Below are 13,947 nucleotides of genomic sequence, written 5' to 3' on the forward strand. Positions count from 1 at the left end.
TGCGGCTATGGAGAGCTTCTTCCATACTATGAAAGTTGAAATGTACTTTAATCAACATTATCAAACTAAAGAAAAGTTAATCAAAGCAATAAAGAAATACCTAAGATATTACAACTTTGAGAGAATTCGCCATACATTAAAAGGCAAGACTCCAATGGAATATTGGAATCTTGCCTTAGAAAAATATATTTAAAACTAACGTCCAGTTTTAGGGGTTAGCTTCATAAGCCTTTTTGACTAATTACATAATTTCTAACTTTAGAACTTAAAGCAATTATAATGAAGAACACCCATGGAATAATTACAAAGAGAATTAGTAAGTTCAACATCTGGTTTGAATGAATAACATTGATCCTCATAAACTTAAGCATCCCCATTATCATAAAAACAATTACTACTAATAAATATTGTTTTAACACTTCTTTTTTATCCTTAATTTTATTTTGTCTAATCTCACGTAACTCTTTTTCATTTAACTTTTCTATTTTCATAATTTTCCCTCAAATATATAATTAATTGTATTTCATAATAACAAACTATTCTTAATTAGACTAATCTAGTCACAAAATAGACTGATTTCGTTAAATCTAATTACTAAAAAATGTTAGTAATCTCTTTTTAAAATAAATTACTAATATTTTTATCCATCTTCCACGTCTATAATTTTTAAATAAGATTTTAATTTCTTCATTATCTAAATCATAGGAGTAAATAAAAAGTGCAGTTTCAAAAAACTACACTTTTATTACACACATTCTAAAATTTAATTTTTAAATACTGACTATCTTGATTTACATCCAGTAATGAATCAAGATAATTTTTCATCTCAGGTAATTTTTTCTTAACTAATTGATATATCTTAGAAGCTTTGATTTTATTCTTTTCCTCTACTGAATAATTACTTTGACCAACAAAATAATTCCAATTAAGTCGTTCAATGAACTCTAAAATATCTTTGTATTCTTTTGGATTCCTTATTTTCTTTCTTAACCATGACATCTGTTTTTCGTTAGTTCGGTAAAAAATATCGTGTAAATATTCATGAAAATCTTGTTTTGGTAATAACGCCTTTTCCCTCTCTGTTAAATAAGGCACCATATCAAATGAATGACGTTGGTATTCTAATGAATTTTCTTGTAAGTCAATAATTCCATAACCTTGATCAGACATTGAAAATCCAGAGCTAGCCACTTCTGGTGTATTGCATTCTGAATTACCACGAATAATATTTTGGGCATGAATATGGCCCGAAAAGACTACTGCAACCTGATATTGTTGACATAATTTACGTAACTCAGCAGCGTTATCGAGAGTAAAACCACCCTTAATAATTTCATTATGGTCATACAAGTTGTGATGCATAAAAAACAAAATATGTTGATTTTGAGCTTTGGCTTGCTTAAATTCTGTTTCGATCCATTTTAATTGTTTACTACTTAATTTTCCATTAGTAATGGGATGAGCTCGCGATTCTTGCTCACCATAAATATTAGAATCTGCAAAAACAAAACGGTATTTTTTATTGAAATTAACGCTATATGAAAGGCCATTAATACTCGCAGCCTTCTTATACGAGGCCACAAAAATACTTTTCCATTGTGCGGGACTAATCTGGTCAGCATAATAACTTTTTTCATCTCGGAACTTCCTGGCCCACCCATCATAAATATCATGGTTACCAGGTATAACTAAAAATGCAATTCCAGCTTCTTTAAGTGGTGCAAAAATCCAGGCTAATTTTTCGGCTGATTGTTTTTCCCCATTAAAAGTTAAATCACCAGTAATGATCACTGCTGCCGGTTTTTCTTTTAAAATTTTACGAACAAAAGCTATTAATGCCAGCCCTTGATAATCTAGGTCTTTACCTGCACTTGTATCACGCATGCGTTGAAAGGCGGTACCATCATCATGCAAATCTTGAGCAATTAAATGCGTATCAGATAAAAGATAAATCTTATTATTCTCACTAGTAGTTAAATAAGTCATTTAATCACTTCTTTTCTAACTCACGCATCATATTTAGCGCTTTTTCGGCAGATTTTCGAACGGTTAAATTTTTCGCATATTCGCGATAAGTTTGACGCATTTTCTTAAGCTCCGTGGGATGTTCGTACCAATAATCAATTTGTTTAGCTAATTTTTGGCTATCGCCAGCAGGAAAAAGATTGTGCTCAGTTAAAGCATAAGACGCAGTTGAAGATAATGGACTATTGGCAATTATCGGTACACACCTTGCCGCAAAAGCTTCCATACATGCCATTCCTTCGACTTCTACATCAGCACAATGAACCACTAAATCAGCTTTGCTCATTGCCTTACATAACTGCTCTGGTGTAAAAAACTGCATAATTACTTTATTTGGTAAAGTTTCAGCTAGTTTTTCATATTCTTGCTTCAAAGGTCCTTTGCCCGCAAAAATTAATTTAATTTCTTGATTATGCTTAACAGTTTGCATCGCTTTAAAAAGAACCTCTTGATGCTTTTCTCTTGAAAAACGTCCAATGCATAAAATCGTAAAAGGATGACCTATTTCTTGTTTATGGGGATTTTGGATAAACTTTTCTGTAATTCCATTAGAAATAACAAATAATTTTTGCTTAAAGTGATACTTTTCTAATTGCTGCTTAACTTTTTCAGTAGGACACTGCATTGCTAGACAATTGCGGAAGGAAATATTTTTAAAGAAATACATAAAAAAGTTATTAAAGAAGTGATTATTAATGTGCAAGGTTTCAGTAATGTTACCTGGATAGATATGAAAAGTACCATAAGCTGGTTTACCCATCTTTTTGGCAACTTTTGCTGCACGCCAGGAAACTGGAAAAGGCGTTTCTATGGCTACTACATCAGCCCAAGCAACTGCCTTTTTTAAAACAATTGTTTTGGGCCAAGCAAGATGATAACCTTCTTTGGCAATAATTTTTCTAAAAAATGGAACCATTAATTCTGGTAATGAATAATCGGCTTTTCCATTATCATTACAAGAAACAATTCTTACTTCATGGCCTGCTTTTTTAAATTCATGGGCAAAACGCTGGGTTGAAATACACATGCCATTGCTTTTGTTGAAAAAGTCGTCAATTACAATTAGAATTCGCATTTTATTAGCCTCACTGATAATCTTTATTTTAATTATATTAGTTTTACGCCAAAAAGTTGAATTCTTAACGCTGAATAAAAGAAAAAGCGCAGTTTATCTCACTGCGCTAATTATTTAACTTACTTAATTCTTCTTTTAACCAGTTAATTTGTCCTTCAGTACGTGAAATTGCACGTGTCAAAATCAAATAATGCCCATAATGATGATCAATTGCAGCCTGCTCAGCAAAAATTAATTTTTTACGTTCTAACAAATGCTCTAAGTCATCTTTTAGTAACTTAATTTGCTGTACAAGCAAATCCTTGATACGAGGATCATTAGCCTTTTTAATAAAGAATAATTTAAGGGAAAATAAATCTTGGTGAATTGGAAGTTTAGTTACCGCCTGCGTCAACCAATGATTAAGAACTTCTTTTCCCTCTGAGGTTAAATCATAAAATTTTTCTTTAGCATTATCTGGATTCATAGTGACCTTGATCCAGTGATCCGTCAACATGCGTTTCAATTCGGGATAAATTTGACTGTGGGATGCTTTCCAAAAATCTCCAATTTCAGTATTAAATTCATTTGTAATTTCTCTTCCCGTAATTTTGGGATGATTATCAATAATTCCCAAAATAATAAAAGGAAGAATACGCTCTTTGGGCATAATTAAGCCTCCAAACTAGATTCTTCCTTTATTATACTAGAAAAATTATTTATTAATACGTTTGTAGTTCTCGTCAAAGTACTTACCATCACGGATATCATCAGTCATCCCTTCATAAGGTGCTTCAGCAATAACTTCTTCGTTATTTTGACCAGCATCTCCCATATAAGTGATGGTAGCAAATTCTGGTACCACCATCTTTGGGTAAGTATCATATTTTTCACGTGATTCATGCATTAAATCAATGTGTTCATTTTGGAAAGTAACAGTAATTTCGGGATGATCTTGAACCCACTTAGGGAAAAAGATAGTTCCGTTTAACTTATGCTCATTAGGTACAAAATCAAGTGCAACATCAGTTCCAGTTGGTTCAGTCCAAGCAATCTTATAAATACCTTCAGTTAAAAGATTAATATGTGCTTCTTGATCTTTTACCCAACGACCAGCAACCATTCCGCCGTGAATGCGGTAGTCAACAGTATGATCATTTTTGGCATACCATTCGTATTCCCAACCATTGTCATAAGTATAAATGAAGTGAGTACCTAAAAAGTCATCTAAAGTTTTGAACTTTTTGTCCATGTGATTTAAGTTTGCCATAATTTATCTTCTCCTTTTATGTTTATATCGACATATTTCATTAACTAGTATAAGTCGTTATCGACATATTGTCAAACAAAAATAAAAAGTACTTAGTTAATAACTAAGTACTCTCTTAAATTTAAATACAAATCATCTCATTTTATCAAAGCCATTTAAATTATGGTCCAAAATAGTGACCTTTTCGCCTCTTTTTTGTTGCTGACTAACTCTTTTTTCACCCCAGTCTGACATTGCCAATAAAATTTCGCGTAAACTTCTTCCTTCTTTTGTTAAAGAATATTCAACCCTTGGTGGAACTTCACCATAAATTTTACGTGAAATAATTCCGTCTTGTTCCAATTCACGTAATTGTTGAGTTAAAACTTTTTGCGAAATATTAGGAATCAGTTTTTTCAATTCACCATTACGTTGACTTTTTTCTCCTAAGTGACAAAGAATAATTGGTTTCCATTTACCACCAATTACGTCTAGAGTTGCTTCTACTGCCAAATGATAAATTTTTTCTGTCATCTAATCCCCTTCTTTTCCAATTCTTACTTTACGGTAACTAAGGTACTATAAAGTTCGTACTTACTTTTTGTTAGTTGTGCTTTTAAAATAACTTTATTAACTTAAAAATTTTTGGAGGTAATTATGACAAACAAAAAAATCAAAATTGCTCTTTTTGCATTAGCAATGACCTTTTTTGCCGTAGGGGTAACTGAATTTATTAGTGTTGGAGTACTTCCATCAGTAGCACATGAATTCAACCTAACTACTTCAATTGCAGGTCTTATTACAACACTTTATGCTTTAGGTGTTGCACTTGGTGCACCTGTACTTACTTTATTAACCAATAATTTAATTAAGAAAAAAGTTATTTCTGGTGCCCTCTTAATTTTTGTTCTTGCTCATTTAATCATTGCTTTAGCGCCTAACTTTTTAACTGTCTTAGTAGGTCGCTTTATTGCAGGTGCGGCTCATGGATTACTCTTTGCACTTAGTTCTTCCATCGCTGCCGAATTAGTAGGTGAGTCAAAACAAGCACGTGCCATTGCCTATATTTTTTCTGGATTCACCATTGCCACTGCAATTGGTGCTCCATTAGGCACATCTATTAGCAGCTTTATTGGCTGGCGAATTCCTTTTATGATCATTGCTTTTTTAGGTTTTATTGCCTTTATCCTCAATACTTTAATTTTACCAGTTGATGCCAAAAACAATGATAAATTAAAAATTAAAACTCAACTTAAACTTTTTAGTCATCAACATATCTTATTAACGTTAATTATAACTATTTTAGGATATGGCGGAACCTTCGCTGCGTTCACTTACTTGTCACCAATTCTTGAAAAAGTTACCCATGTCAAAACTAATTATATCAGTCTTATTTTAGTAATCTATGGAGTAGCTATTGCTATTGGTAATAATTTAGGTGGTAAATTCGGTAATAATAAACCAGTTAAAGTCTTATTCAATATCTTCCTTATTCAGGCAATTGCTTTATTTGCATTCTACTTTACGGCTTCCAATCTTATTTTAGCAATTTTAAATATTATTGTTTTAGGATTACTAGCCTTTATGAGTGTGCCAGTTTTACAATCATATATTTTGTCTCTAGCAAAAAGCTACCAACCGGAAGCAATTGACATGGCCTCATCCCTTAACATTTCTTCGTTTAGTTGGGGGATTGTATTAGGCTCATTTGTCGGTGGTAAAGTAATTGATCGGATAGATTTAAAACATACTGCTATTGCTGCAGGATTATTAGTAACTATTGCTATCGTTTTAACTATAATTGAATTTAAATTAGAAAGAGAACGTTTAAGTAACTAAAAAATTTATCTTATTAAAAATGGATGATTATTCAAAATTATCTTTCGCTTAAACTTGAACAAACAAAAACCTCGATACGGAAATAGTATCGAGGTTTTTTAATGAGAATAATTAGTAAGGATGAATTAATATACCGGCTTATCTGAACCTTGAGTTGCAAGATCGAGCCAAGTTATACACATCACAGTCCAGTTAAGGATGGTGCTATTCAGAGCACGTATAATAATTTAAAACTATTATTATCAAAATTTTTGCAATAAAAAACTGAGCTTAAAGCTCAGTTTTAAAATATAAAATTATTTTTGAGAATTAAAATCCATTTTCATGTTAGCATAGCTTTCTTCTAAGCTATCTGAAGGGATGTAATATCTCTTATTCTTCTTAATCTTAGCAATCTCTGCCATGTCTTCAGCACTTAAACTGAAATCAAAGATATCTGCATTGGCCTTGATATGTGCAGGATTTGTTGAACCTGGAATTACGATATTACCTTCTTGAATATGCCATCGTAAGATAATTTGAACGTTAGATTTGTGATATTTCTTGCCTAATTCAGAAAATACAGGTTCGTTAATTAAACTTGCATCTCCATGGCCTAAAGGATACCATGCCATAATTCTAGTACCATAAGGTTTTAAGAATTCTTTTAATTCAGTTTCAGGGAAATATGGATGTGCTTCAACTTGCATTACTTGAGGCTTAATTTCAGCCATTTCGAATAATTTGCTTAACTTTTCATCATGAAAGTTAGAAATACCAATCGCTTTAACTTTTCCCTCTTTATATGCTTTTTCAATTTGCTTATAGCCTTTTTCCCAATTACCTGCTGGTTGGTGGAGGAAAAGCAAATCAATGTAATCAATACCTAAACGTTTTAAGGTATCATCAATTGCATTTTCATCTTCATAAACAGTTGGCCAAAGCTTTGAACTTATAAAAATATCTTCACGTTTAATGCCACTTTCTTTAATGGCACGTCCAACAGCTCTTTCATTCATATAACCATTAGCTGTATCAATCAAATGATATCCATCGTTCAAAGCGTCCACTACCGCCTTCTCAGCTGCTTCTGGTTCCATTTGAAATGTACCGATACCAAGTTTTGGAATTTCAACTCCATTATTTAATTTAAAAGTTTCCATAAGAGCATCTCTCCCTTTTTCTTTCTTGATTTAATTTTCAAATATATTTTATTAAGTTTCATCATAAAAGAAAATTACTATAGTTTTATACTTCTATACACTTTTAGAATAGTAACTATAATTTTAGCCACGTCCACCTTGGAATGATGGGTAAAGGGTCATACCACCGTCAACAAACATGGTAATTCCAGTTACATAACTAGATTCATCAGAAGCAAGCCACGCAGCAGCTGCCGCAACTTCTTCAGGATCACCAATTCTTCCCATTGGAATCATTGAAGTAGTAATTGCTTTTTGTTCTGGATCGGCAAATTTTTCTGCATTAATTGGTGTATTAATTGCACCAGGTCCAATAGCATTAACACGGATATTTTGCTTAGCATATTCCATCGCTACTGTTTCAGTAAAGAGCTTAACTCCACCCTTACTTGCTACATAGTGAGCAAAAGTAGGCCAAGGAATTTGTTCGTGAACACTAGACATATTAATGATGTTCCCCTTCTTATTGTGATCAGTAAAGTAACGAAGAGCCATCTTAGTTCCTAAAAATACACCAGTTAAGTTAACATTAATAACTTTATTCCAATCATCTAAAGAAAGATCTTTAGTAGGAACTTGGTTTTCCATGCCGGCATTGTTTACCCAAATATCTAAACCGCCAAAATTATCAACTGCAGCATCAATTAACTTTTGAGCACCTTCTTCAGAACCAATATCAGCTTGAGCAATGACAGCATCCCCGCCATTTTTCTTAACGCTATCAGCTGCCCTTTGGGCACCTTCTTTGTCAGAGTGATAGTTGATAACAACTTTCATTCCTTCTTTACCAAAACGTTCACTGATTGCTGTTCCGATTCCTTTTGAACCACCGGTAACTACAGCAACTTTATCTTTTAATTCAGAATAAACCATCTATTTCTTCTCCTTTTATAATATTTAATTATGTAAACTAAATTTTTTAATAAAATGTATATTGGTATTTGCCTTTAACGTAATGCTCTCAAACTTGATCCAAAGATTGATTCAATCGCTGCTGGATCACGGTGATCAAAGAATTGACTTTCATTCTTATTAAGTTTACTAATTGTTTCCATATCTTCTTGTGATAATTCAAAATCAAAGACATTGAAGTTTTCTTCCATTCTTGTTTTATGAACAGACTTTGGAATTACAACAATTCCTCTTTGAAGAAGCCAACGTAAAATAACTTGACCATTGCTTTTACCGTATTTTTTACCAATTTTAGCTAAAGTCTCATTAGTAAAAATTTCATGTTTTCCTTCTGCAAATGGTGCCCAGGCTTCTACAGCAATATCTTCTTTTTGCATAAAGTTAACATCTTGATCTTGCTGGAACCATGGGGAAACTTCAATTTGGTTAACTGCTGGTTTGACTTCACTCATTAATTCCAAGTTTTTAACTTGGTCGGGATAAAAGTTTGAAACACCAATTGACTTAATTTTTCCTGCTTTTTGAGCTTCTTCTAGGGCACGCCAAGCCCCATAAGTATCACCATAAGGTTGGTGCAATAAATATAAGTCCATATAATCCATTTTTAACTTCTTAAGTGAATCATCAATTCCTTGCTTAGCCTTTTCATAAGTAAAATGATCTACCCATAATTTTGAAGTAACAAAGAATTCACTTCGATCAATTCCACTATTATTAATTGCTGCACCAACTGCTTCTTCATTTAGATAAGCTGCTGCTGTATCAAATAAACGGTAACCTACATCAATTGCATCAGTAACTGCTTGACGAGCTTCTTTTAAATCAGGTACTTGGAAAACACCGAATCCTAACATTGGCATTTTATTTCCATCATTTAATTTAATATATTCCATTTTTCTACCTCGGATTATTATTTACTTTTATTTTTAATTCAGTTATGAGTATATTGCACAATCTTCAAGCTTAAAATTACCAAAGAATTATGCTAGTATACGATTAGTGTATAGTAGAAAGAAGGTTAGGCTTTGATTAATCCAGAATTATTAGAAGAATTAGTATCCTTTAAAAAATATGGAACTTTAAGTGCAACGGCAGAACATCTGCTAATTACGCAACCTAGTGTTACTCGGGGTATGAAAAAACTTGAACAAGAACTTGGCGTTACTCTTTTTAATCGGAGCGCTAATAAAATCGAACTAACTGCTACGGGAAATCTAGCTGCCCAAGAAGCTGAAAAATTATTAAAAAGCCAGGAAGTCTTTATCGAAAAGGTAATTAATTTTGATAAGAGTCAGCAATCTATCAAGCTAGGTAGTGTAGCACCTGGTCCTCTATTATTTATTCAATCTGAATACGATCAAAATAAATTTGAACAAAAATTAACCTTTAATCATCAATTAGTTACTCCAGAAGATGTAACTTCAGACTTACTTACTTATAAAGAACAAATTGTTTTTTCTCATCAAGAAATTCAAACTAAAGAAATTGAATCTCTTTATTTAGGGAGCGAACAATTATCAGTAAGAATCGATAAGTTTAACCCACTATCACAACAAAAAAGTGTTAGTTTTGCGGATTTAGCTGGCGTAAGTTTTTTAGTTGCTCAAGATATTGGCCCCTGGAAAAATATTTGTGAAACTTATATTCCTAAGGCTAAGTTTCTTTACCAAGACGATCTCAATTCACTTGATGAGTTAACGCGTTATTCAAATTTCCCTGTTTTTCGTTCCAATCTAACTCGATTAGATCAAAATCGTAATGAAAATGATAACCGAAAAGAAGTCCAAATTAGTGATGAACATAATTTCTTACCAATTTATGCTAGCTATTTAAAATACAAAGAAAATAAGGCTCGCATCAAACCATTTTTGCAAAAGTTAATTAAAATCTGGCCTAAATAAAAGAGATAGCTCATACAGTGAACTATCTCTTTTTTGCATTAACTTTTCTTCTTTAATATAATCAGCCAAATTAGATACCCGATAATGACAGGAACAGCACAGGCCAACCAAATTAATAAAGTAATTTCTTTTATTGGAACTGTTTGTACTACTCCTGCCCCATCAACCTTCCTAAACCAAATAATTGCTGTAACAACTAACCAAAATATTAAAATAATTGCACCACTAATTTTCCAAGCTTTCATAGTTTCCTCCTAATATTCTAGTATTAACTATTAAACCAATTTTACTTTATCTTAATCTTGAGAACTATATAAAAAAACTATTTCCATTCTTAGCTGAATAGAACTAGTTATTAGAAGAATTTAAAGTACCAGTAATCAATTGTAAAAATGTAGTCATTAAAGATGAAAGATATGTATTTTTACGCCAAGCAATAATATGCCCCGTTGTTGTATTAGGTTCTAGAGGAATAAAAACTAAATCGGGATCATTATGTAATTCTAAAACACCCTTAATTCCTAAATGAAAACTGGCATGATTTTTCACTAATTGAAGTGGATTACTAGCCAAATTATGTGTCGAAGTAATATTCAAACGATTAGGATTAAGCTGAAGTGATTGGGCTAATTCATTACGTACTAATGATCTTTTAGATAAGGTAAGTGGAATTTGATAAAGATCATTCGTCGTAATAACTTCTTTTTTTGCTAAATAACTATCTTTGGCTGCAATAATACCCCAAGTATCTTTAATTGGTAATCTAATATAGTTATACTTTTTAGCCTCAATGGGTTCTAATAAGAGCGCTAGATCCAAAATTCCTTGATCCAACTTTTCTTTTAGATCATCCCCATTAGCAGTATAAATATCAAACCCTACTTGCGGATAACGTTCTTGCATTTTTTTGACCAAGTTCATTAACCAAATTGAAGCAGTACTTTCGACACTACCTAAATTAATCGTCCCAGTTAATTCATTTTCTTGGGTTTGTAAGTCTGCCTCTGTTTGAGAAACTAGATCTAAAATCATATGCGCGCGTTTTTCAAAAAACTTCCCTGCTTGAGTAAGTTTCAAATGCCGATTCGTTCGATCAAATAGCCTTACATTAAGTGAAGCTTCCAAATCACTTATTTGTCTTGAAAGTGTCGGCTGGGTAATATGTAATTTTTGAGCAGCCTTGGTTACGTTACCCTCTTTGGCAACAGTTAAGAAATAATTGAGTACTCGTGTATCCATTTTATTCATACCTTTTAAGCATTAAATTTAAGAAACTATAAGCATTTTACATAGAATTGCTCTCTATTTACAATAATATTGAATAAAAAATTAATTATGAGGTGAATAAAATGGCTAAAAATGAAAAAGAAGTAAAAAATAATATGTTTGGTTTTGGTGATGAAAACGTAGCTTATGCTAAATATTTCAAAGGTACCAGTTACTTAAATGGCTTAGTTGCACCAGATGACAATATCGATGTTAGTGTTGCTAATGTTTCCTTTGAACCAGGTGCACGTAATGATTGGCATGAACACCATGGCTACCAAATTTTAATGTGTACTGGTGGTGAAGGCTGGTTCCAAGAAGAAGGAAAACCTGCGCAATTAATGAAGCCCGGTGATGTAGTCGAAGTTCACGATGGTGTGAAACACTGGCATGGAGCTACCAAAGATAGCTGGTTCTCTCACCTTGCTATTACTAAGGGAACTACTACGTGGGAAGAACCTGTTGACAGTGATTACTATAACTCATTGAAGGATTAACTATTCTTAATTAAAACAAAAGCGCTGAAATTCAAAGTAAAACTGAATTTCAGCGCTTTTAAGTTCTAAATTATTTTAATCGAACTGCTTCTTAAGAATTTTTGCAAAGTCCTTTATATATGGGTTAGTATTTTCTTTTTTTCAATAAGCATAATACTTTTGATGTAATGGAATATCACCATTATATAAAGGAACAATTGAAACTAGCTCTTGATTTATCAAATTAATCGTTCGCGAATTGGCAACCAAATAACCTTGATTAGAAGCAACCATTAACTGTGCTTCATCTGAATTCATTACGGTTAAAAATGAACTTTTTACTCCCAGAATTTCACGATAATATTGTTCTTCTTGAGCCTCTTGGCGACTATTTACCACAATTATACAAGGTAAATCTTTTAATTTAGTAGTTGAAATTTTATCTTCTACTTTAAAACTTGGTGGTAAAACGGCCATAAAATCAGTTTCGGTTAAAAATTCATTATTATACTCTGGTGATAATGCCCTTCTTTGATCAGAAAAGTTAAGATCAATTTTATCGTTCCGGATTAAATTAAATAAATACTCATGCATCCCACTCGTAATTTTAACCTTAACTTGAGGATTCTTTTTAGAAAATTCGGCCACTGCCTGTAAAAATTCTTTAGAACCAAAATTAATTAAATACCCTAAATCCAAAGTATTATCTTTATTTTGATTGGCAATTTCTTGAGTAGTAACGGTTATATTTTCCATCTCGGCAACTATTCCTTGAGCCTGATGATAAAAATATTCGCCGGCCTGAGTAAACTTAAAACTACGGCCCTCTCTTTTTAATAGTTCAACTGCAAGCGTATTTTCTAATTCTTTAATCTGTTGAGAAATGGCCGATTGTGAAATATTACATTCTTCTGCAGCTTTAGTAAAACTATGCTCATCTACTACTGCAATAAAGTATTTCATTTGCTGAAACACAATTATTCACCCTTTGAACGTTTTATTTGATTAGGAATTACCAAAAATAACAAGGTAATTAAAACTGAATACAACATTGCAGGTGGGTAGATAGTTGCAGCTAAGACTAATCCTAAAACCTTTATAATAATGTCCCAAATGGCCCAACCACGTTTTCGTTGTTTCATCCACTTACCTAAGGACAAATGTAAATCTTCTTTAGCAATTGAAGTATACATATTACCATTAGCAAAAGTAATCAATAAAACAATAATTCCATAAAAAACTTGTGCCTCTTTATTGTTATAGTTGGTTGAAACGATACTTGTAGCATATGGGAATAAAGATGAAAAGAATAACATAATCAGAGTTGCCCAAAGAGTCCTAGTTCCAATTTTTTTAACGTTATACCATTCATTATGCATGTTAATCCACATCGCACCTAGCCAAAAGAATGAAATAGTATAAGCCATATAGTTAGGCCATAATTCTAAAAAGCCATTTAGGGTTAAAGTATGTGGCTTCTCTAATTCTAAAACTAAAATTGTAATAATAATTGCAAGTACGGCATCGGTAAAAGCCGCTAGTCGTTCTTTACTCATTATTAGTCCTTTCAATTAAATATTATTTTTCAATCCATTCACTAATTTTAGACGAATCTCGTCTAGTACCTATTATATTTAAATTTTTACCCCATGTCTTAAAAGTTTGATCATAATTTCCATCTTGACCAACATCAGTAAAAAATGAAGCCACATTACCAGAATAATTAACTCTTTGTAATTCATTCAAAAAACTTTTAATCGGACTGGCTGGCATCCCCGACCAAACTGGGCTACCAATTAAAATAAGATCATATTGTTCAAAATCAACTTTAGGTAAGTTAATTTGAGGAAGTTGATTTGTCTCTATTTGTTCTTTAAAAATATCATTAGTTTCATACATATCAGCAGAAAAAGTCCCCGCAGGCACTTTAATTTCTACCAAATCACTATTTTTTACTTCATGATGAATCTTCTCTGCTCCTCTTTTCGTATTACCAGACCCAGAATAATAAATAATCAAAGTTTTCATTTTTAAATTTCTCCTC

At 32.2% G+C, this 13,947-nt stretch carries 18 protein-coding genes; 4 read left to right on the plus strand and 14 right to left on the minus strand.

Annotated features, from left to right (window positions below):
• A partial coding sequence (locus LrDSM24759_RS01295; protein WP_157964221.1) for an IS3 family transposase occupies positions 1-193 on the plus strand: 193 nt, incomplete at its 5' end.
• Between the two features lie 28 nt (positions 194-221).
• Here the strand turns inward: LrDSM24759_RS01295 and LrDSM24759_RS01300 are convergent.
• From LrDSM24759_RS01300 to LrDSM24759_RS01325, 6 genes are all read right to left on the minus strand, one after another.
• Positions 222-491 carry a hypothetical protein gene (locus tag LrDSM24759_RS01300; RefSeq protein WP_117117695.1) on the minus strand — a complete coding sequence of 90 codons (270 nt, stop codon included), beginning with the start codon at positions 489-491 and terminating at the stop codon, positions 222-224.
• Between the two features lie 265 nt (positions 492-756).
• On the minus strand, positions 757-1,986 hold the full coding sequence (locus LrDSM24759_RS01305) for a metallophosphoesterase (RefSeq protein ID WP_117117696.1): 1,230 nt from the start codon (positions 1,984-1,986) through the stop codon (positions 757-759).
• A gap of 4 nt (positions 1,987-1,990) precedes the next feature.
• Positions 1,991-3,100, minus strand: a complete 1,110-nt coding sequence (locus LrDSM24759_RS01310; RefSeq protein ID WP_117117697.1) for a glycosyltransferase — start codon at positions 3,098-3,100, stop codon at positions 1,991-1,993.
• Between the two features lie 106 nt (positions 3,101-3,206).
• Positions 3,207-3,749: a PadR family transcriptional regulator gene (locus LrDSM24759_RS01315; protein WP_117117698.1), complete on the minus strand. Its 543-nt coding sequence runs from the start codon at positions 3,747-3,749 to the stop codon at positions 3,207-3,209.
• Between the two features lie 45 nt (positions 3,750-3,794).
• Positions 3,795-4,331 carry a phenolic acid decarboxylase gene (locus LrDSM24759_RS01320; RefSeq protein WP_117117900.1) on the minus strand — a complete coding sequence of 179 codons (537 nt, stop codon included), beginning with the start codon at positions 4,329-4,331 and terminating at the stop codon, positions 3,795-3,797.
• Positions 4,332-4,481: 150 nt separating this feature from the next.
• Positions 4,482-4,862 (minus strand): winged helix-turn-helix transcriptional regulator, encoded by a 381-nt coding sequence (locus LrDSM24759_RS01325; RefSeq protein WP_117117699.1) that lies wholly within the window; start codon positions 4,860-4,862, stop codon positions 4,482-4,484.
• Positions 4,863-4,985: 123 nt separating this feature from the next.
• Between LrDSM24759_RS01325 and LrDSM24759_RS01330 the strand changes: the two genes are divergently transcribed.
• Complete coding sequence (locus tag LrDSM24759_RS01330) at positions 4,986-6,167, plus strand: MFS transporter (protein ID WP_117117700.1); 1,182 nt, start codon at positions 4,986-4,988, stop codon at positions 6,165-6,167.
• 296 nt (positions 6,168-6,463) lie between these two features.
• On the opposite strand, the gene LrDSM24759_RS01335 is transcribed toward LrDSM24759_RS01330, so the two are convergent.
• The 3 genes from LrDSM24759_RS01335 to LrDSM24759_RS01345 form a co-directional block, all read right to left on the minus strand.
• A complete protein-coding gene (locus LrDSM24759_RS01335; RefSeq protein WP_117117701.1) occupies positions 6,464-7,309 on the minus strand; it encodes an aldo/keto reductase in 846 nt (281 codons plus the stop codon).
• Positions 7,310-7,432: 123 nt separating this feature from the next.
• On the minus strand, positions 7,433-8,221 hold the full coding sequence (locus LrDSM24759_RS01340; RefSeq protein ID WP_117117702.1) for a glucose 1-dehydrogenase: 789 nt from the start codon (positions 8,219-8,221) through the stop codon (positions 7,433-7,435).
• Between the two features lie 74 nt (positions 8,222-8,295).
• Entirely contained in the window at positions 8,296-9,153 is an 858-nt protein-coding gene (locus LrDSM24759_RS01345; protein ID WP_117117703.1) for an aldo/keto reductase, read from the minus strand.
• Positions 9,154-9,285: 132 nt separating this feature from the next.
• Between LrDSM24759_RS01345 and LrDSM24759_RS01350 the strand changes: the two genes are divergently transcribed.
• On the plus strand, positions 9,286-10,161 hold the full coding sequence (locus LrDSM24759_RS01350; protein ID WP_245953318.1) for a LysR family transcriptional regulator: 876 nt from the start codon (positions 9,286-9,288) through the stop codon (positions 10,159-10,161).
• Positions 10,162-10,199: 38 nt separating this feature from the next.
• Here LrDSM24759_RS01350 and LrDSM24759_RS01355 read toward each other — a convergent pair whose 3' ends face one another.
• Entirely contained in the window at positions 10,200-10,406 is a 207-nt protein-coding gene (locus LrDSM24759_RS01355) for a DUF3923 family protein (RefSeq protein WP_117117704.1), read from the minus strand.
• Between the two features lie 103 nt (positions 10,407-10,509).
• Positions 10,510-11,400, minus strand: a complete 891-nt coding sequence (locus LrDSM24759_RS01360; RefSeq protein ID WP_117117705.1) for a LysR family transcriptional regulator — start codon at positions 11,398-11,400, stop codon at positions 10,510-10,512.
• 110 nt (positions 11,401-11,510) lie between these two features.
• Between LrDSM24759_RS01360 and LrDSM24759_RS01365 the strand changes: the two genes are divergently transcribed.
• Positions 11,511-11,924 (plus strand): cupin domain-containing protein, encoded by a 414-nt coding sequence (locus LrDSM24759_RS01365; protein ID WP_117117706.1) that lies wholly within the window; start codon positions 11,511-11,513, stop codon positions 11,922-11,924.
• Between the two features lie 141 nt (positions 11,925-12,065).
• Here the strand turns inward: LrDSM24759_RS01365 and LrDSM24759_RS01370 are convergent, their stop codons facing one another.
• From LrDSM24759_RS01370 to LrDSM24759_RS01380, 3 genes are read right to left on the minus strand one after another with little or no spacing between them, the layout of a single operon-like run.
• Positions 12,066-12,878 carry a LysR family transcriptional regulator gene (locus LrDSM24759_RS01370; RefSeq protein ID WP_170133347.1) on the minus strand — a complete coding sequence of 271 codons (813 nt, stop codon included), beginning with the start codon at positions 12,876-12,878 and terminating at the stop codon, positions 12,066-12,068.
• A 2-nt stretch (positions 12,879-12,880) separates the two neighbouring features.
• Positions 12,881-13,459, minus strand: coding sequence for a TMEM175 family protein (locus LrDSM24759_RS01375; protein ID WP_117117707.1), 579 nt, complete (start codon positions 13,457-13,459; stop codon positions 12,881-12,883).
• 22 nt (positions 13,460-13,481) lie between these two features.
• Entirely contained in the window at positions 13,482-13,931 is a 450-nt protein-coding gene (locus tag LrDSM24759_RS01380) for a flavodoxin family protein (RefSeq protein ID WP_245953319.1), read from the minus strand.
• Positions 13,932-13,947: the final 16 nt, after the last annotated feature.

This window comes from Lactobacillus rodentium (genome assembly GCF_003423665.1).
In the GTDB taxonomy this organism is placed as follows: domain Bacteria; phylum Bacillota; class Bacilli; order Lactobacillales; family Lactobacillaceae; genus Lactobacillus; species Lactobacillus rodentium.